Here is an 18154-nt window from a genome sequence, read left to right on the forward strand (position 1 = left end):
CTACTAAAAACTCAGGTAAAATCATTTTTATAAACTCAATATAGTTTTCCACGTTTATTATTTATCATTACAAAGATCTGTAGTTTTTAATTCACACACAACTTTTGAGATTGATCCGAAATAAACCGTTTTGTGATGCAACACATGTCAATATAGGTTTTAATGACAAAAGATAAACACATTCTGTGTTTATCCAACAATTAAATTAACACGAGACACCTCTTATTGAGATATAATAAAAATAAAAAAACCACTACTAAAGTAGTGGTTTTTTTGTGGTGCCTCCAGGAATCGAACCAGGGACACATGGATTTTCAGTCCATTGCTCTACCAACTGAGCTAAGGCACCTTTTTAAAGGTATGCTTAATGTTTAAATTGTGGTGCCTCCAGGAATCGAACCAGGGACACATGGATTTTCAGTCCATTGCTCTACCAACTGAGCTAAGGCACCTTTTTAAAAACTAATATCTAAAAGCAAATTTAGTGGTGCCTCCAGGAATCGAACCAGGGACACATGGATTTTCAGTCCATTGCTCTACCAACTGAGCTAAGGCACCAATTGGCTTTTAGAAGAGAACAATCTTGTTCTGTTAAGCGGTTGCAAATATATAACAGATTTTCATTCTTCCAAAACTTTTTATAAAAAAAATCATTTACTACCTTTGTCGAACATAAGGGAAACACTATGATTCTAGCCATCGATATTGGAAACACAAGAACCAAAATAGCTATCTTTGAAAAAGATACGCTTAAAGACGTACTTTTTATAGAGCTGAAAAATATTGAAAAAATACTTGAAAATATTTTTAAAAAAAAATCAATAAAACCTAAAACCATCCTTTCTTCAGTAGGAAAACTCCATAATGAAACACTTTTATGGCTACAGCAAAACACTGAAGTTATAGAAATAACACACGAAAGTAACTTTCCTTTTAAAAATCTTTATGCTACACCTACAACTTTAGGTATAGATAGAATGGTACTAGCTGCAGGAGCTGTACTTCAATTTCCAAAAAGCAACAGATTAATAATCGATGCGGGTACTTGTATCACTTATGAATTTGTTACTGAAAAAGACGAATATCTAGGAGGAGCTATCTCTCCTGGATTACTTTTAAGATATAAAGCACTAAATCATTACACTGCTAAACTGCCTTTATTAGCTCCTGAAGACATCGATTATCTCATCGGAGATCAAACAGACAGATCCATTCATTCTGGTGTTATCAACGGAATAACCCAAGAAATAGAAGGGATTATTGCTCAATATAAATTACTCTATCCTGATCTAAAAATAATTTTAACTGGAGGAGACACACTTTTTTTGGTCAAAAGATTAAAAAACGTCATATTTGCTAATTCAAACTTCCTATTAGAAAGTTTGAACAATTTATATCAATACACAATTGAAAATGATAAAAAAAATCTTCTTTAGCCTGAGCTTACTTTGCGGTACAGCTGCTTTAGCTCAACAAGGCAATGCTTCTCCTTACTCATATTATGGTATAGGTAATGTAAATTACAATGGTACTAATGAATATAAAGCTATGGGGGGAACAAATGTTTACGCAGATAGTATTCATATAAATTTAAAAAACCCAGCTTCTTTTGCTAAATTAAAAAGAACAACATTCTCTTTAGGTGCAACAGCTACATCATATAACTTCAAAAACGATGTGAGCTCTGACAAAGCAAATAGACAAACAATAGACTACGTTGCAGTAGGATTACCTATTACTAAAAAATTAGGTGTAGTATTCGGTTTACTTCCATTCTCTAATGTTGGTTATAAAATAAATGGCGAAGGAACTAATCCACAAGGACAAAAGATAAACTCTAGATACGAAGGTAATGGAGGAATAAATAAAGCATTCTTAGGTGCAGGATATGAAATAAACAACAACTTCTCTGTTGGAGTTAATGCTGGATATCATTTTGGGAATACTAAAAATGATCTTTATACAAACATCACTGACTTAGGCGATGGTACTTCTTTACAAAACATTACTAGAGAATATAGAAAATTACATTATAGCGGATTCTCTTTTGATCTTTCTGCTCAATACTTTGGTAAATTTAAAGATTATGATGTCCAAGCTAATGTAACATATAGCCCAGAAACAAAATGGACTAATGAAAACCTTACTCAAATTCAAATCTTAAATGTTAATCAAATAGTAGATCAAACTACGATAATTGATGCGTCGAAGAATATAACTAACCCACAGGCTCTATCTATGGGATTAGGATTTGGAAAGAACCTTAAATGGTTTGTTGGAGGTCAATACACATTTACTCAGAACAGTAAATTGTCTGATTCTTGGAACAATACTTCTATAGCTAACTATGAGAATTCTAATCGCTTCTCTGTTGGAGGTTTTTATATTCCTAAGTACAACTCTTTTACTAGCTACTTTGATCGTATTGTCTACAGAGCTGGATTCAAATATGAGAATACTGGTTTAGTATTAAATGACAAATCAATCAACGATATGGCTGTTAATGCCGGATTTGGTTTTCCTATCGGAGACCCTAGAAAGTTCACTAACTTAAATATCGGTGTTGAATATGGAAGCAGAGGAACTAAGAACAATGGTCTAACTAAAGAAAATTACTTTAGTGTTTACGTAGGTTTCTCATTAAATGACCTTTGGTTCCAAAGAAGACGTTTTGACTAATCAAACTAGATTAAGTTAATAAGATGAAATTGATATCTAAACTATTAGGCACATTATTAATTGTTATTATTTCTATTAGCTTATTCTCTTGTGAGAGTAACTTTAAAGAAATACAAAACTTTAATAAAGTCAGTTTTTTTCCTGCCAGTGAAGTAGAAAACATGAGGGGACAATATATTGACTCTGGTAGAGTTAAAGCAATATTAGTAAGCCCTAAAATGCTAGATTACAGTAATGTAAAATACCCTTTTACAGAATTCCCTAAAGGTATTCACTTAACGATATTTGATAAAGACAATAATAAAAACACTGTAATTGCTGATTACGCTATACGCTATACTAAAACAGACCTTATTGATTTACAAGGAAATGTAGTAATAACAACACATGATGGAAAGAAATTGAACTCAGATCAGTTATACTACGACCAAAAGAACGAATGGTTCTTTACAGAAGGAAAATACAAAGCTTCTACAGATAGCGAGAACTTTACTCGAGGAATAGGTGTCGACTTTGACACTAAAATGACTAAAGTAAAGGCAACAGATAGTTACGCAGAAAGTGTTAAAAATAAAGATTAAAAAATGAAACCACTTCATATAATACCATTCTTCTACCTATTCATTGCTGCTTTGTTTATATATGATATAATTACAAAGCTATTAGTTAACAACTATGATATATGGCTAAGTTTAGGAGCAACAGTATTTGCCATCTTTATGTTCTTCTTCAGAAGAAGATATGCTAAGAAGATGGAAAATCACTACAAGCAAAAAAACCAATAAATATACCTAGGGGTAATCAAAAATGATTACCCCTTTTTTTATAATCAAATCTAACCTTAACAGCCTTAATTACTGAATTTCAGTCCTAATTAATAACTTTTAAAAAAAATATTCACAATTCTAAATAAAAACTTAATAAAACTACTAAAATAAAAGCACTACTGCTTTTATTATTAAATAGATAATTGTATTTTCGCTCACTGAAAAAAATTACACATAATAAAAAAGCATGGCAGTTTTATCAAAAATTAGACAAAAATCCGCTCTGTTAATTGCCGTAATCGGTATTGCTTTATTAGCATTCGTTATTGGCGACGTAGTAAGAAGCACGGGAGGTGGACTATCTAGAAACATTGGTAGTGTAGATGGTGAAGAAATTAATACCCAAGAATTCCTACACAAAGTAGCTCAAGCCGAGAAACAAGGCCAAATGAGTAATACTCAAGCAGGAGTGATGGTTTGGAACAACGAAGTAAATAACATTTTACTTACTAATGAATTTGCTAAATTAGGTTTAGCTATTGGTAAAGAACAGTTAGTAAACGTTGTTAAAAACAATCCTACATTCGCTAACAATCCAGAATTTCAAAATGCTGTTGGACAATTCGACATCAACAAATTCAACCAATTTGTTGCTATGATGAAGAATGCTGGACAGGAACAATGGAATCAATGGTTAGCTTATGAAAAAGAATTAGAGAAAGTTGGTTTAGAACAAATGTACTTTTCATTAGTTCAAGGAGGTATTTATACTACTACAACTGAAGCTAAAGCTGTTTATGCAAGCGAAAACAACAAAGTTACTTTTGACTATGTGACTGTTCCTTACTCTACAGTAAACAACGAAGAAGCTCCTGTATCAAATACAGAAATAGTAGAGTTTATGAAAAAACACAGTAATAGATTCAAATCTGAACCTACTCGTGTTTTACAGTATGCTGTACTTTCTAGTGCTCCTTCTGCTGCAGATAAAGAAACAGTAAAAGAAACTATAGAAGGTTACCTAAAACCTACTGTACAATATAATGCTACAACTAAAAAGAACGATACTATTCCAGGGTTCAAAACAGTTAAAGACATCGAATCATTTGTAAATACAAATTCAGATATCAAATTTGACAGTTTATACTATGCGAAGAAAGATCTTCCTTTAGAATATCAAGAAGAGTTATTTAACTTACAACCTGGTCAAACTTTTGGTCCTTACATTATGGGAGATTACTACTGTATCTCTAGAATGATTGATAAAAAAGCAGGTCAGAGAGTTGATGCTTCTCATATCCTAATAGGTTTTGCAGGTTCGGCTTCACAAGGAGCTACTAGAACGAAAGAAGAAGCTAAAGCTAAAGCTGAAGAAATTCTAGCTAAAGTAAAAGCTGCTCCAGCTACATTCGCTACTGAAGCAATGATGGCTTCTGAAGATCCAGGTTCTAAAAACAACGGTGGTAAATATGAAGATATCCCAAAAGGACAAATGGTTAAACCATTTGACAACTTCATCTTTAACAATGCTGCTGGTACTATTGGTTTAGTAGAAACTGACTTTGGTTTCCATATTATTCAAGTTAACGAGAAAAAAGAAGGCGCTAAATTAGCTACTGTAGCTCGTAAAATTGAAGTATCTGATGTAACTGCTGATGAACTATTCACAAAAGCAACTCAATTAGAACAAGATGCTCCTGCAGCAAAAGACTTTATTGCTTCTGCTCAAGGTTTAGGATTTACAACTCAGAACAATATTACTATTCGTCCATTCGAAGAATTCTTACCTGGTGCTGGTAACCAAAGAAGTATTATCTCTTGGGCTTTTAATAAAGACACAAAAGATAGTGCTATCAAAAGATTTGACAGTGCTGACGGACATATCATTGTTAAGATCACTTCTAAAAACGACACTGGTTTAGCTCCAGTAGAAGAAGTGAAATCAATCATAGAACCTATCTTAATGAATGAGAAAAAAGCAGTAATTCTTAGAAAGAAAATGGTTGGTAATACTATCCAAGAAGTTTCTAACAGCTCTAAAGCTTCTATCTCTTCAATGACTGATGTAACTACTGCTGCTCCACTTATTACTAACATCGGGAATGAACCTTTAGTAGTTGGTACAGCATTCGCTACAGCTGTAAACAAAGATTCTAAACTAATCGATGGTTTACAAGGTGTTTATATGGTTAACACTAAGAATGTAGCTAAAGCTCCAGAATTACCAAACTACGTTACTTATAAAGCTAAAGTAGAAAACGGTGTTAGAGGAATGGCTCAAATGCAAATCCTAAAAGTATTAAAAGACAACGCTAAGATTAAAGATAATCGTATCGGAGTTCTTCAATAAGACTTTAAAACTATAAAAGAAAAGCCATCTGATAATCAGATGGCTTTTTTTATGCCTATATGGTTAACTGATAAAAATACCTTATTTTTGTCCTAACAAAATTTAAAACTAAACTTATGAAAGCATACGTATTTCCAGGTCAAGGAGCTCAATTCACAGGAATGGGAAAAGACTTATACGAAAACTCACCACTAGCTAAAGAGATGTTCGAAAAAGCAAACGAAATCCTTGGTTTCAGAATTACAGATATTATGTTCGAAGGTACTGCTGAAGAACTTAAAGAAACTAAAGTAACTCAGCCAGCAGTATTCTTGCACTCAGTTATCTTAGCTAAAACATTAGAAGACTTTAAACCAGAGATGGTAGCAGGTCACTCTTTAGGAGAATTCTCTGCTTTAGTGGCTAATGGAACACTAGCTTTCGAAGATGCTCTTAAACTAGTTTCTAAAAGAGCTATGGCTATGCAAAAGGCTTGTGAAATAACACCTTCTACAATGGCGGCTGTTCTAGGATTAGAAGATAGTATCGTTGAGAAAGTATGTGCTGACATTGATGGTGTTGTAGTTGCAGCTAACTATAACTGCCCTGGTCAATTAGTAATTTCAGGTGAAACTACTGCTGTAGAGAAAGCTTGTGAAGCTTTAAAAGAAGCTGGAGCCAAAAGAGCTTTATTACTTCCTGTAGGTGGTGCATTCCACTCTCCTATGATGGAACCTGCTCGTGAAGAACTAGCAGCTGCTATAGAAGCGACTACGTTTAATACTCCATCTTGCCCAGTATACCAAAATGTAACAGCTAACGCTGTAAGTGATGCTGAACAAATAAAAAATAACCTTATTCTTCAGTTAACTGCTCCTGTTAGATGGACACAGTCTGTAGAACAAATGATTGCTGATGGTGCTTCTTTATTTACAGAAGTTGGTCCTGGTAAAGTATTAGTTGGACTAATCAAAAAGATCAATAAAGATGCTGAAACTCACTCAGCATAATATAAAAAATACAACAATTGTATAATACCTAAAATCCTTGGTTGTAATCTTCCAAGGATTTTTTTAACCTTACCCTTTTGGAAAAACTAACCTATCAAGAGTGGATCCTTATATTCACCCTTATAAGTCTTACCGCTTTAGGACCTTTAGCAATAGATATGTATCTACCTGCTTTTCCTAAAATAGCATCTGACTTACATACAGAAATTAATCTAGTACAGATATCCCTATCCACTTTCTTAGGAGGACTAGCCATTGGTCAATTATTTTGGGGGCCTATATCTGATAAATATGGTAGTAAGAAACCTATTGTTATTTGTCTTACTATATTTATACTTTCTTCTTTAGCTGTTATTTTCGTTAAAGATATCAAGGTGATGTGGATGTATCGTTTTTTACAAGCCTTTGGTAGTAGTGGTGGAGTCGTTATCGCAAGAGCCATTGTTAACAAGCGTTTTGAGAAAGACCAAACCTTAAAAATATTTAGCATACTTGCCGTTATCGGTGGTATAGCACCTATCATTGCTCCTATACTAGGTAATGTTATCCTGAAATATTTTGATTGGAGACAAGTATTTACTGCCATGGCATTATTTGCTACCTTGAGTATCTGTATGACCGTTTCCTTTTTAAAGGAAGATTATTCTAGCAGATTGACTACATTAAATGTATCAGGTATATTGACTAACTACATCAATCTATTTAAGAATAAAATATTTATCACCTATACCATCATTGGTAGTATCGCTTATAGTTGCTTGATGCTTTACATTTCTAACTCTCCAGTATTAGTAATGGAGGCAGGAGGATTATCTAGTACACACTTTAGCTTTGTCTTTATGGGTAATTCTTGTGGACTAATGCTAGGATCTTTCTTAACGTCATCTGTATTGAGAAAAAGATTATCACCACAAAATATAATCAAACTAGGAACCAGTATACAAATTATAGCAGCCCTACTCCTATGGTTATTTATAGAGTTAGAGCTAAATATCTATATACAGTTAATCCCATTATTCTTTTTCGTACTGCCGTTAGGATTATTATTCCCTACGACTACGACATTAGCACTAGCGCCTTTTAAAGCAGAGTCAGGTACAGCCTCAGCCCTTTTCGGAGCTTCTCAACTAGCCTTTACATTTATAACATCTATATTACTGAATAGCCTTAATAATGGATCTATGAGCATTGTAGCCATCTCATTATTAAGCTGTGCTCTAGTATCGTTCGTTATTATTCTAAATACTAAAGAGTAACCAAATTAAAAGCAATAACCTATAAAAAATGCCCCAAAAAGTATGCTACTCTTTGGGGCATTCTCTATTCTATTAATGCTGTGTTTATTTATTGAAGTTGTAAGCAACAGAAAAGGAGATATCTGCACCTAAAGCTTCAAAAACCTTATAGATGGTACTTAAACCAACATTTAAAGTACTATTTTCTATTTTAGATATTTGTGCTCTCTGTACCCCTACTAATTTCCCTAACTCTTCTTGTGTCATTTTCTTCTCTTGACGCACTTCTTTTATTTTTTTTCCTATAAGTTCTATCTTGATTTTTTCTTCAAATCTATCTCTATTAGGAGTACCTATCACACCTATCGTTTCATCGACCACACTATCTAGTGTATATGTTTTAATCTTATTCATTTGATTAATGTATTAAAATTAATACTTTTTTAAAATATTTGCTCCCCTATCTTGATCCATTCTATCACTAACTGATCTCTAAGTATATCTTTCTAATCTGCTCTGCCTTCCTAATTTCTTGTAGAGGTGTCTTCTGAGTTTTCTTTATAAAACCGTGTGTTGCGATAACTAAGCTATTCGTATCTATTGACCAGAAAGCTAAAAATCTATACTCTATCCCATTCCATCTACTTCTAAATTCCCATATATTCCTATTTAGCTTTTTAAACACAGACACATCATTACTATCCCTAGCTTTTCTCAGGTCTTCTAATACTTTTTCTTGAGCAGAGGTATTCATCCCTAAGATGAACTTTCTAGCTTGTGGAAGAAGTTCTATGTTGAAATTACTCATAATACAAACATCTTATTATTCTGCAAATATAATAAATATGTTCCATATATAGAAACATTTAAATTACCAACAAAATAGCATTACCCTACACAATAGACTAAATAACAACTTAATACACATCAATTATCACTTATTTTCACACTAAAGAGTAACAAGCTATACCAACAAAAAAAGCAGACTGATATAGTCTGCTTTTTCGTATTTATAATTCTCAGTGATTATCCTAAGAATGCTTTAATCTCATCAGTGATTACTTTGATTTGTTCATCATCTAATTCAGTATGCATTGGCAAAGAAAGAACTTCTTTTACTAACTGATTAGTGATAGGGAAGTCAGCCTCGTTATAACGAGTATCTAAGTATGCTTTTTGATTGTGTAATGGTATTGGGTAATAGATAGCACATGGGATACCTTTACCTTGTAAGTGTGCTAATAATCCATCACGATCAGCATTCACGATACGAAGTGTATATTGGTGAAATACGTGACTGTTCTCATTACCATCTACTTTAGGAGTAACGATATTAGCGTGATTAGCTAAAGTAGCAGAATACTTCTGAGCAGCAGTACGTCTAGCTACATTATACGCGTCTAAGTTAGGTAACTTAGCATTTAATACAGCAGCTTGAATACTGTCTAGACGAGAGTTTACACCTACTACATCATGGTGGTAACGCTCATACATACCGTGATTCACGATACCTCTTAATGTATGTGCTAAAGCATCATCATTAGTAAAAATAGCTCCACCGTCTCCATAACAACCTAAGTTCTTAGATGGGAAGAATGAAGTAGCAGCTACGTGTCCGATAGCTCCTGTTTTTACTACTTTACCATCAGGGTAAGTATAGTCAGCACCGATACCTTGCGCGTTGTCTTCGATAACATATAAGTTGTGTTTCTCAGCTAATTTCATAATAGCATCCATATCAGCAGACTGTCCGAATAAGTGAACAGGTACGATAGCTTTAGTCTTAGGAGTAATTGCCTTCTCGATAGCCTCAATAGAGATATTGAATGTCTCAGGACAAACATCTACTAATACAGGAGTCAATTGTAATAATGCGATTACCTCAACTGTAGCTGCAAAAGTAAAGTCAGCAGTGATCACTTCGTCACCAGGTTTTAATCCTAATCCCATCATAGCGATCTGAAGAGCATCAGTACCATTAGCACATGGTATAACGTGCTTAACACCTAAATACTTTTCTAAATTTGCTTGAAATGCATGTACTTGTGGTCCGTTGATATAGGCAGAAGATTCTAATATTTCCTGAATCGATTGATTCACTTCTTCTTTTATTCCTTCATATTGACCTTTCAAGTCAACCATTTGAATTTTTCTCATTCTAATTGTCTTTTATATCTTTTCAACTACTTATATAGTAACCAACTAGTTGCACATACAAATAGCATTCTATTTCGATATTAGTTATCCCTACAAAAATAATAAATTCTTTAACCCAAAGCCTAAACTTTATCAAAAGAAACGTAATTTCGCTCAATAAAGATTTACCTATGTTTTTTCTATATAATCTACTGACCTATATTTCTATCTTTTTCATACAAATTATCGCGCTGTTCAACAAAAAACTAAGCCTATTTGTATCAGGAAGAAAACAATCCTTTAAAATACTTCAAGAACGTATATCTGCCACAGATAAAGTGTTTTGGGTACACGTAGCTTCATTAGGTGAATATGAACAAGGGCTTCCTATTATGGAACAATTAAAGGTAAAGTTCCCCTCACATAAGATTGTACTTACTTTCTTCTCTCCATCAGGGTATGAAGTAAAGAAAAACAATACTATTGCTGATGCAACATTATATCTTCCTATGGATACTATAGCGAACGCTAAACAATTCCTACGACTATGTCATCCAGAAAAAGCTTTTTTCGTTAAATATGAATATTGGCCTAATTACTTAAATCAATTAAATAAACAAAATACGCCTACTTATCTAGTCTCAGGAATACTAAGACCAGATCAAGTATTCTTTAAGTGGTATGGTGGTTTCTACAGAAAGGCATTAAACACGTTTACTTATTTCTTTGTTCAGAACGAAATTTCTAAATCATTACTTAACCAACTTCATTATACGAATGTAGAAGTAGTAGGAGATACACGCTTTGATAGAGTATCTCAGATATTAGAATATGATAATACTCTTCCTTTTTTAGAAGCGTTCACTAATCATAAAACAGCCAAAACCATCGTTATCGGTAGTTCATGGCCAGAAGACGAGAAGTTACTAGCTAACTATATTAATAAAGCTGAGAATCAAAACATCAAGTTTATCTTCGCTCCACATAATATAAAGAAAGAACAAATCAATAATCTAGTACAGAGTCTAACTGTACCAACTGTATTACACAGTGAGCATCAGGATAAAGACCTCACACAATATCGCGTATATATTATAGATGCGTATTCTATCCTTACTAAAGCATACAGTTATGCAGATATAGCCTATATAGGTGGAGGCTTTGGCGCAGGTATTCACAATATTCTTGAGGCAGCTACTTATGGAGTACCCGTTATCATTGGTCCAAATTATAAAAAGTTCCAAGAAGCTAAGGATTTGATAACTTTAGGCAGTTGTGTTGTAGTGAATTCTCAGTCTGACCTAGACCGTATCTTCAACGAATTGCTACATGATGAGGCAAAAAGAGTCAAATTAGGAGAAACAAGTAACCATTTTATACTCAAAAACAAAAATGCTACTGACAAAATAATGAAACATATTCAATAAAAGTAAAAAGGTAAGTAAACGTGATGTTTACTTACCTTTTTTATATGAATTAATAATCGTACTTATCGTGAACTTTTGGTTTAAAAGTCAACTTGATCAGGATTTAATCCCGAACCACCAATATAAGGCAAATTATCCACTACCGCAACATCTTCTTCACTAATTATGATTTTATTAATGTCAATATTCTCCCTAATACGTTCGGGAGTTACTGATTTTGGCATTGGAAGGTGCCCTTTTTGAACTATCCATTTAAGAACAAGTTGGGGTACAGTCACACCATATTTTAATGCCATATGAAGCAAAATCTCATTATCAAGAATATTTCCTCTACCGATAGGACTCCACGCTTCTATTAATATAGATTGTTGCTCACAGAACGCCACTACCTCTGCCTGTGTTAACCCAGGGTGAAACTCGATCTGATTAACCATCGGCTTAATCTCTGCAGTCTCTAACAGCGCCTCTAAGTGATGTACATAAAAGTTACTTACACCGATAGCCTTGACCTTTCCCTCCTTATATAAATGCTCTAATGCACGCCAAGTATCTGCATTTATCTCTTTCCAATTAGCAAACTGATGAGCACTAGCCGGCCAGTGTATCAGATACAAATCTAAATACGCTAATCCTAAATTAGCTAACGATAGATCAAATGCCTTTAATGTCTGTTCATATCCCCTATTCTCATTCCAAAGTTTAGTAGTCACAAACAACTCCTCTCTAGGGACACCAGACTTAGCTATAGCTTTGCCAATACTAATCTCATTCTTATAAAATGAAGCTGTATCTATATGTCTATACCCTTCAGATATAGCACATAACACAGCATTCTCCGCTTGCTCTCCCTCTGCAGCTTTCCACGTCCCAAAACCTACCTTAGGGATTCTTACTCCATTACTTAATATATAGGTATCCATTTAATCACTTTTTATAGTTATCAGTGTACAATGTACAAAATCATTTATGTATTAAACATCATTCAGCGATTTTTCCCATTTCCTATCCTGTATAATCCTCTATAATAAACGACCAAAAGCATCTCTATTATTAATTACCTAACTATAAACCATAACTGACTACTTCTCTCATAAACCACTTAGTTATAAGTGGTGTTTTTTGTTTTAAAATAGGGGTGGTCGGCTTGTGGTCGGCATGTGATAGGCATATGGTCGGCTGAAAAGTACTATAATAAAGCCAACCACCTACCAATCAATTGCCTAACACTAGGTCATCACCTAAAGCCGCATACAGATATACTAAACTCATGGAAGTACTATAGATGTTAACAATTTCGATTTTAGGGTTCACTTGTAAAATTGTATCTTGCCAGCGAATTCAATTCTAACTAACACTTTTATGAATAAAAAGATTAAAAATCTATTTAAGGCTCTTGTAGTACTGATAGCTCTGCCTATCTACGCACAACAAGGCGGTATGTGGATTCCATCTCTATTAAAAGGGATGAATGAAACAGAAATGAAAAGCCTTGGTATGAAGATGTCTGTGAGTGATATCTACGATGTGAACAAATCAAGTATGAAAGACGCTGCACCTCACTTTAATGGAGGATGCTCTTCTGAGGTTATTTCTTCTCAAGGTCTTTTATTGACTAATCACCACTGTGGATACGGACAGATCCAATCTCACTCATCTGTTGAGAATGATTACTTAGCAAATGGATTCTGGGCTAAGTCAATGGCTCAGGAATTGCCAAACGAAAACTTAGAAGTTACTTTTATCGTTCGTATTGAGGACGTGACTAAGGAAGTAATGGCAGGAATCAAAGACAAGGATACTGAAATCCAAAAACAAGCTAAAATATCTGAGAATATAGCTAAAACGGTAGCTTCATTCCCTAAAGAGAAATGGCAAGACAACAAGATCAAGTCTTTCTATGAAGGAAATCAATATATCATCTTCGTTACAGAGACGTTTAAAGATGTACGTCTAGTCGGTGCTCCACCATCATCTATCGGAAAATTTGGTTCTGATACGGATAACTGGGTGTGGCCACGCCATACAGGAGATTTCTCTTTATTCAGAATCTACGCTGATAAGGATAACAAACCTGCTGCATACTCTAAAGACAACGTACCTTACCGTCCTAAGCACTTCTTCCCTATCTCACTTAGCGGTGTAGAAGAAGGTGACTTCACAATGGTATTCGGTTACCCAGGTAGAACACAAGAATATTTACCATCTTATGCTGTGGAACAAATCGTAAATGATCTAAACCCTGTAAGAATAGGTATCCGTGATAAAGCGCTTAAGATCACTGACGAGTTTATGCGTGCTGATCAAGGTATCAAAATTCAATATGCTTCTAAATATGCAGGTACTGCTAACTATTGGAAAAAATGGATCGGTGAAAGTCTTGGTTTAAAAAAGACAAATGCTGTACAAGCAAAACAAGACTTCGAAAAAGAATTTATAGAGAGAGCTAAGAAAGGTAAAAACACGAAAGCATATGCTGAAATCTTACCTAAGTTCGAAAAGCTATATAAGGACATTACTCCTTATGCTGTAAGTAGAGATTACTTTACAGAAGTAGTACAACGTAATACTGAGTTATTAGCTGCTGCTTATAAAGTATATGCTTTAGAAAGTTATGCTTCTAATGAGAAGTCTTTTGAATCTAGAAAAGCTAACCTTATTAAAGGACAAGACAAGTTCTACAAGAATTACAGTAAAGCTGTAGATGAGAAAGTATTCGAATCTATTGTATCTATGTATGCTAAAGATGCTCCAAAACAGTTCTTACCAAAAGAATTAAAAGATGCGAATATCTCTGCTGTTACTAAAGATATCTATGCGAATAGTAAATTGACTTCTTATGAAGGGTTCAAACAACTATTAGAAGGAAATGCTGATCAAGTAATCAAAAATATTAACAGTGATAAAGGATATGTATTCGCTAAGGCTCTTATCGAAAATTACATGTCTAATGTATTACCTAAATATGAAGAATTAGACAGAGAGATCGCAGCACTTCAACGTACGTTTATGAAAGCTCAATTAGAGCTATATCCAGACGCTAGAATCTTCCCTGATGCTAATAGTACATTACGTGTTACATATGGTAAAGTAGATGGTTACTTCCCTAAGGATGCAACATACTATGAACCAGTAACTCACTTAGAAGGTATAATGGAAAAATACGTACCAAATGACTACGAATTTGACGTGCCTGCTAAGCTAGTAGAACTGTATAATAATAAAGACTATGGTCAGTATGCAGACAACGGAAAATTACCAGTGAATTTCATCGCGACAAACCACACTACAGGAGGTAACTCAGGTAGCCCAGTTTTAGATGCATATGGTAATTTAATCGGTCTAAATTTTGACAGAGTTTGGGAAGGAACGATGAGTGATATTTATTATGACCCATCTATTTGTCGTAACATTATGGTCGATGCTAGATACATTTTATTCATAATTGACAAGTTCGCCGATGCAAAACATCTAATTGAAGAGATGAAATTAGTTGAACCTAAGAAAAACAAGTAGACAACACTTTGATTTGCAATACGTTAAAAAATAAAAAAAAATATTCAAAAAAAGTTTTGCGAACCAAAAAATTCCTATATTTGTCCACGAATTAATAATTAACTTTTATAATTTAGTAAGATGAAAAAAATCGCATTAAGCGTTGCTTTAGTAGCAATGATGGGAGTATCTTTCGTTTCTTGTAAAGAAACTGCAAAAGAACCAGAAGCTGAAACAGTAGTAACTGAAGAAGTAGTAACAGAAGAAGCTCCAGTAACTGAAGAAGTTGCTCCAGAAGCTACAACTGAAGAAGCTCCTGCTACAGAAGCTCCAGCAACTGAAGCTCCTGCTACAGAAGCTCCAGCTACTAAATAATTTTAGTACAGCTAGAAAAAATAGAACCCCGCTATGCGGGGTTTTTTTTATGTCTATACTTTTCGCCTGCTTACCATAATCTTATGGATTTAAAAAATAAGAGGTGCACAAGTAGAGTAATTTATTTCTACCTCATCCCAAGTTCAGACTTATACAGAATAATTAGCTTTCACTAACTAGCAACTAAATATTTTAGACTACAAAAAAAGCATCCACGAAGTGAATGCTTTCTATTTATTTATAACTCTTATACGTTCTATACTAATATAGTCTGCATAGATAATAATTCTTCTAGTAAACTACGCTCATTAGATAGACGAGGCACTTTATGTTGTCCTCCTAACTTATTATTATTCTTTAACCAATCATAGAATAGATTCTTACGTGCACTGTGAAGTACTAACGGATTTAATGTCATATTATTCGTACGTTTAGCTTCGTAGTCCGAATTAAGAGCTTGTAAGTTCTTATCTAATACTTCACTGAACAATTGTAAATTATCAGGCGCTTTTGTGAATTCAACTATCCATTCGTGTGCTCCTTTTTCTTTGCCAATCATAAAGATAGGTGCTACTGTGTACTCTGCCACCTCAGCATTAAACTCTGCACAAGTCTTGGCTAATGCTCTATCGGTATTCTCTATCATTAACTCTTCTCCGAATACATTAATAAAGTGCTTCGTACGGCCTGTTATCTTTATTCTATAAGGCAATAAACTAGTGAATCTAACCGTATCTCCTATTAAATAACGAACTAGACCTGCATTGGTTGTGATGACTATCGCATAGTTCTTCCCTATTTCTACTTCAGATAGTGGAATGATTCTCTGATTAGTATGACCAAAAGTATCCATCGGAATAAACTCATAGAATATACCATAATCTAACATCAATAATAACTCATTGCAATCATTCTGATCTTGGATAGCGAAGAATCCCTCTGAGGCGTTGTATATCTCGTAATATCTAAAGTTACCACTAGGCAACAACTTCTTGTATTGATCTTTATAAGGTTCGAAACTAACTCCACCGTGGAAGTAAACTTCCGCATTAGGCCATAGCTCTAATAAATCCTCACGTCCTGTCTCTTGGATAATGCGATTAAACAAAACCAGCATCCACGAAGGTACACCAGCAAAACTCGTGACATTTTCATTCCTAACTTCAGTGATTATGGCTTTCATTTTGCTCTCCCATTCAGACATAAGAGAAGTCTTGTTACTAGGAGTACTGCTTAACTCTGCCCAAAAAGGCATATTATCAATTAAAATAGCAGATAGATCGCCAAAGAAAGTATTCTTATCTTCATACAACTGTTTACTACCTCCAAGGCGAAGGCTCTTCCCTGTAAACAATTGAGAATTCTCGTTGTTATTCAAATATAAACATAGCAAGTCTTTAGCTGCTTTATAATGACAATTTTCTAAAGCTTCGTTACTAACAGGAATAAACTTACTTTTTGCATTTGTCGTTCCACTAGATTTAGCAAACCATCTAATAGGTTCAGGCCAAAAGATATTACTTTCACCTTGACGAGACCGTTCTATATAAGGCTCAAACTCTTCGTATTTAAACAAGGGCACTCTTTCTGAGAAAGCCTCGTAGTTCTTAATGCTTTCATAGCCGAACTCTTTCCCCAATACTGTTTTCTCATTTGTCTTTATCAAATTCAGAAACAAATCATTCTGTACTTCATTTGGGTACTTCCTAAATAAGTCTATTTGGTGAATTCTCTTCTTCAGGATCCACGAAGCAATAGAATTAATAATTGTAAATGCCATATCTTGTTTATTAGTCAAATCTCTAAACTTTTCATTGTGAAAAGATAGTAATTACAGTAGTCAATGTTTTTCGTACTTTTACCACTTATCCAAAAATAACAATTTTATCTATGCAATACGAAGGAGTTTTAAACAAAATGCAAACGGAATTTAACAGCCCTATTGAATACTATTTAGTATTTAAAAACAACTTCATTAATATTAATCAAATTCTTGACAGAACGATTAAGATTGATTTTACAGGTTACGAGTGTTTAAACTGTGGACAGCATAAAAAGATCTTCAGACAGGGATTCTGTTATGAGTGTTTTTACTCTAGCGCTCAAGTAGGTGATTGGATTATGCGTCCCGAATTAAGTAAAGCTCATCTAGGGATAGAAGATAGAGATTTAGAATACGAAACAAGAGTACAGATACAACCTCATATCGTCTATCTAGCTGTAGCTAGTGATGTAAAAGTAGGGGTAACAAGAAAAACACAAGTCCCTACGAGATGGATAGATCAAGGAGCATCTAAGGCTATCGAGATTGTAGAAGTGCCTAATAGATACTTAGCAGGGATTACTGAGGTAGCTCTAAAAGATATGTTCACTGATAAGACAAATTGGCGTAAAATGCTTCAAAATGAAGTCTTAGAAACAAACCTAGAGGAAATAAGAAATACACTAAAAGATAAGTTACCTGAAGAAGCGAAGCCTTACTTCGATCAAACGAATTCTTCTGTTTTCAATCTAGAGTATCCTGTATTACAGTTTCCTACTAAGATAGCGAGCCTTAATCTTGACAAAACACCTTCTTACCAAGGTAAACTTAAAGGTGTAAAAGGACAATACTTACTATTCGAAGATGGTACTGTATTTAATATCCGTACGTATGAGGGATATATGGTCAACATAGAAGTAATCTAATAGATTCCAATAAACA

16 protein-coding genes and 3 tRNA genes are annotated in these 18154 nt (G+C 34.1%); 11 read left to right on the plus strand and 8 right to left on the minus strand.

Going from position 1 to position 18154, the window contains the following annotated elements:
- Positions 1 to 276: 276 nt before the first annotated feature.
- The 3 genes from CF599_RS14140 to CF599_RS14150 form a co-directional block, all read right to left on the minus strand.
- A tRNA-Phe gene (locus tag CF599_RS14140) sits at positions 277 to 349 on the minus strand.
- A 30-nt stretch (positions 350 to 379) separates the two neighbouring features.
- Positions 380 to 452 (minus strand) — tRNA-Phe (locus tag CF599_RS14145).
- A 33-nt stretch (positions 453 to 485) separates the two neighbouring features.
- Positions 486 to 558 (minus strand) — tRNA-Phe (locus CF599_RS14150).
- A gap of 128 nt (positions 559 to 686) precedes the next feature.
- On the opposite strand from CF599_RS14150, the gene CF599_RS14155 reads away from it, so the two are divergent.
- The 7 genes from CF599_RS14155 (at position 687) to CF599_RS14185 (ending at position 8041) form a co-directional block, all read left to right on the plus strand.
- Positions 687 to 1436, plus strand: a complete 750-nt coding sequence (locus tag CF599_RS14155) for a type III pantothenate kinase (protein WP_121966660.1) — start codon at positions 687 to 689, stop codon at positions 1434 to 1436.
- A complete protein-coding gene (locus CF599_RS14160; protein ID WP_121966661.1) occupies positions 1414 to 2679 on the plus strand; it encodes a hypothetical protein in 1266 nt (421 codons plus the stop codon). Before CF599_RS14155 ends, CF599_RS14160 begins: the two co-directional genes overlap by 23 nt.
- Before the next feature lie 23 nt (positions 2680 to 2702).
- Positions 2703 to 3260, plus strand: coding sequence for an LPS export ABC transporter periplasmic protein LptC (gene lptC / locus CF599_RS14165; RefSeq protein ID WP_121966662.1), 558 nt, complete (start codon positions 2703 to 2705; stop codon positions 3258 to 3260).
- Positions 3261 to 3263: 3 nt separating this feature from the next.
- The gene (locus CF599_RS14170; RefSeq protein WP_121966663.1) at positions 3264 to 3464 is read left to right on the plus strand and encodes a hypothetical protein; all 201 of its coding nucleotides are present in this window, start codon (positions 3264 to 3266) and stop codon (positions 3462 to 3464) included.
- 229 nt (positions 3465 to 3693) lie between these two features.
- Positions 3694 to 5796 carry a peptidylprolyl isomerase gene (locus CF599_RS14175; protein WP_121966664.1) on the plus strand — a complete coding sequence of 701 codons (2103 nt, stop codon included), beginning with the start codon at positions 3694 to 3696 and terminating at the stop codon, positions 5794 to 5796.
- 116 nt (positions 5797 to 5912) lie between these two features.
- Positions 5913 to 6785: an ACP S-malonyltransferase gene (gene fabD / locus CF599_RS14180; RefSeq protein WP_121966665.1), complete on the plus strand. Its 873-nt coding sequence runs from the start codon at positions 5913 to 5915 to the stop codon at positions 6783 to 6785.
- A 77-nt stretch (positions 6786 to 6862) separates the two neighbouring features.
- Positions 6863 to 8041 (plus strand): multidrug effflux MFS transporter, encoded by a 1179-nt coding sequence (locus CF599_RS14185; RefSeq protein WP_121966666.1) that lies wholly within the window; start codon positions 6863 to 6865, stop codon positions 8039 to 8041.
- A gap of 84 nt (positions 8042 to 8125) precedes the next feature.
- Here the strand turns inward: CF599_RS14185 and CF599_RS14190 are convergent, their stop codons facing one another.
- The 3 genes from CF599_RS14190 to CF599_RS14200 form a co-directional block, all read right to left on the minus strand.
- Positions 8126 to 8434, minus strand: a complete 309-nt coding sequence (locus CF599_RS14190) for a helix-turn-helix domain-containing protein (protein WP_216821876.1) — start codon at positions 8432 to 8434, stop codon at positions 8126 to 8128.
- Between the two features lie 67 nt (positions 8435 to 8501).
- The gene (locus CF599_RS14195) at positions 8502 to 8828 is read right to left on the minus strand and encodes a type II toxin-antitoxin system RelE/ParE family toxin (RefSeq protein WP_121966667.1); all 327 of its coding nucleotides are present in this window, start codon (positions 8826 to 8828) and stop codon (positions 8502 to 8504) included.
- A gap of 218 nt (positions 8829 to 9046) precedes the next feature.
- Positions 9047 to 10177, minus strand: coding sequence for a DegT/DnrJ/EryC1/StrS aminotransferase family protein (locus CF599_RS14200; RefSeq protein ID WP_121966668.1), 1131 nt, complete (start codon positions 10175 to 10177; stop codon positions 9047 to 9049).
- 170 nt (positions 10178 to 10347) lie between these two features.
- Here CF599_RS14200 and CF599_RS14205 point away from each other — a divergent pair, with 170 nt between their 5' ends.
- Positions 10348 to 11583 (plus strand): 3-deoxy-D-manno-octulosonic acid transferase, encoded by a 1236-nt coding sequence (locus tag CF599_RS14205; RefSeq protein WP_121966669.1) that lies wholly within the window; start codon positions 10348 to 10350, stop codon positions 11581 to 11583.
- Positions 11584 to 11663: 80 nt separating this feature from the next.
- Here CF599_RS14205 and CF599_RS14210 read toward each other — a convergent pair whose 3' ends face one another.
- Positions 11664 to 12503, minus strand: a complete 840-nt coding sequence (locus CF599_RS14210; RefSeq protein ID WP_121966670.1) for an aldo/keto reductase — start codon at positions 12501 to 12503, stop codon at positions 11664 to 11666.
- Between the two features lie 439 nt (positions 12504 to 12942).
- Here CF599_RS14210 and CF599_RS14215 point away from each other — a divergent pair, with 439 nt between their 5' ends.
- Both CF599_RS14215 and CF599_RS14220 read left to right on the plus strand, forming a co-directional pair.
- On the plus strand, positions 12943 to 15096 hold the full coding sequence (locus tag CF599_RS14215; RefSeq protein ID WP_121966671.1) for a S46 family peptidase: 2154 nt from the start codon (positions 12943 to 12945) through the stop codon (positions 15094 to 15096).
- Positions 15097 to 15216: 120 nt separating this feature from the next.
- A complete protein-coding gene (locus CF599_RS14220) occupies positions 15217 to 15450 on the plus strand; it encodes a hypothetical protein (protein ID WP_121966672.1) in 234 nt (77 codons plus the stop codon).
- A gap of 256 nt (positions 15451 to 15706) precedes the next feature.
- Here CF599_RS14220 and CF599_RS14225 read toward each other — a convergent pair whose 3' ends face one another.
- Positions 15707 to 17230, minus strand: a complete 1524-nt coding sequence (locus CF599_RS14225) for a GH3 auxin-responsive promoter family protein (protein ID WP_121966673.1) — start codon at positions 17228 to 17230, stop codon at positions 15707 to 15709.
- Positions 17231 to 17340: 110 nt separating this feature from the next.
- Here CF599_RS14225 and CF599_RS14230 point away from each other — a divergent pair, with 110 nt between their 5' ends.
- Positions 17341 to 18138: a DUF2797 domain-containing protein gene (locus tag CF599_RS14230; protein WP_121966674.1), complete on the plus strand. Its 798-nt coding sequence runs from the start codon at positions 17341 to 17343 to the stop codon at positions 18136 to 18138.
- Positions 18139 to 18154: the final 16 nt, after the last annotated feature.

Origin of the sequence: Myroides sp. N17-2 (assembly GCF_002286775.1) — a bacterium.
Lineage (GTDB): Bacteria > Bacteroidota > Bacteroidia > Flavobacteriales > Flavobacteriaceae > Flavobacterium.

Excerpts from the sequence above, each read along its gene's own strand:
- CF599_RS14155 (WP_121966660.1), top strand. The coding sequence starts at position 687 with ATGATTCTAGCCATCGATATTGGAAACACAAGAACCAAAATAGCTATC.
- CF599_RS14160 (WP_121966661.1), top strand. The coding sequence starts at position 1,414 with ATGATAAAAAAAATCTTCTTTAGCCTGAGCTTACTTTGCGGTACAGCT.
- lptC (WP_121966662.1), top strand. The coding sequence starts at position 2,703 with ATGAAATTGATATCTAAACTATTAGGCACATTATTAATTGTTATTATT.
- CF599_RS14170 (WP_121966663.1), top strand. The coding sequence starts at position 3,264 with ATGAAACCACTTCATATAATACCATTCTTCTACCTATTCATTGCTGCT.
- CF599_RS14175 (WP_121966664.1), top strand. The coding sequence starts at position 3,694 with ATGGCAGTTTTATCAAAAATTAGACAAAAATCCGCTCTGTTAATTGCC.
- fabD (WP_121966665.1), top strand. The coding sequence starts at position 5,913 with ATGAAAGCATACGTATTTCCAGGTCAAGGAGCTCAATTCACAGGAATG.
- CF599_RS14190 (WP_216821876.1), bottom strand. The coding sequence starts at position 8,434 with ATGAATAAGATTAAAACATATACACTAGATAGTGTGGTCGATGAAACG.
- CF599_RS14195 (WP_121966667.1), bottom strand. The coding sequence starts at position 8,828 with ATGAGTAATTTCAACATAGAACTTCTTCCACAAGCTAGAAAGTTCATC.
- CF599_RS14200 (WP_121966668.1), bottom strand. The coding sequence starts at position 10,177 with ATGAGAAAAATTCAAATGGTTGACTTGAAAGGTCAATATGAAGGAATA.
- CF599_RS14205 (WP_121966669.1), top strand. The coding sequence starts at position 10,348 with ATGTTTTTTCTATATAATCTACTGACCTATATTTCTATCTTTTTCATA.
- CF599_RS14210 (WP_121966670.1), bottom strand. The coding sequence starts at position 12,503 with ATGGATACCTATATATTAAGTAATGGAGTAAGAATCCCTAAGGTAGGT.
- CF599_RS14215 (WP_121966671.1), top strand. The coding sequence starts at position 12,943 with ATGAATAAAAAGATTAAAAATCTATTTAAGGCTCTTGTAGTACTGATA.
- CF599_RS14220 (WP_121966672.1), top strand. The coding sequence starts at position 15,217 with ATGAAAAAAATCGCATTAAGCGTTGCTTTAGTAGCAATGATGGGAGTA.
- CF599_RS14225 (WP_121966673.1), bottom strand. The coding sequence starts at position 17,230 with ATGGCATTTACAATTATTAATTCTATTGCTTCGTGGATCCTGAAGAAG.
- CF599_RS14230 (WP_121966674.1), top strand. The coding sequence starts at position 17,341 with ATGCAATACGAAGGAGTTTTAAACAAAATGCAAACGGAATTTAACAGC.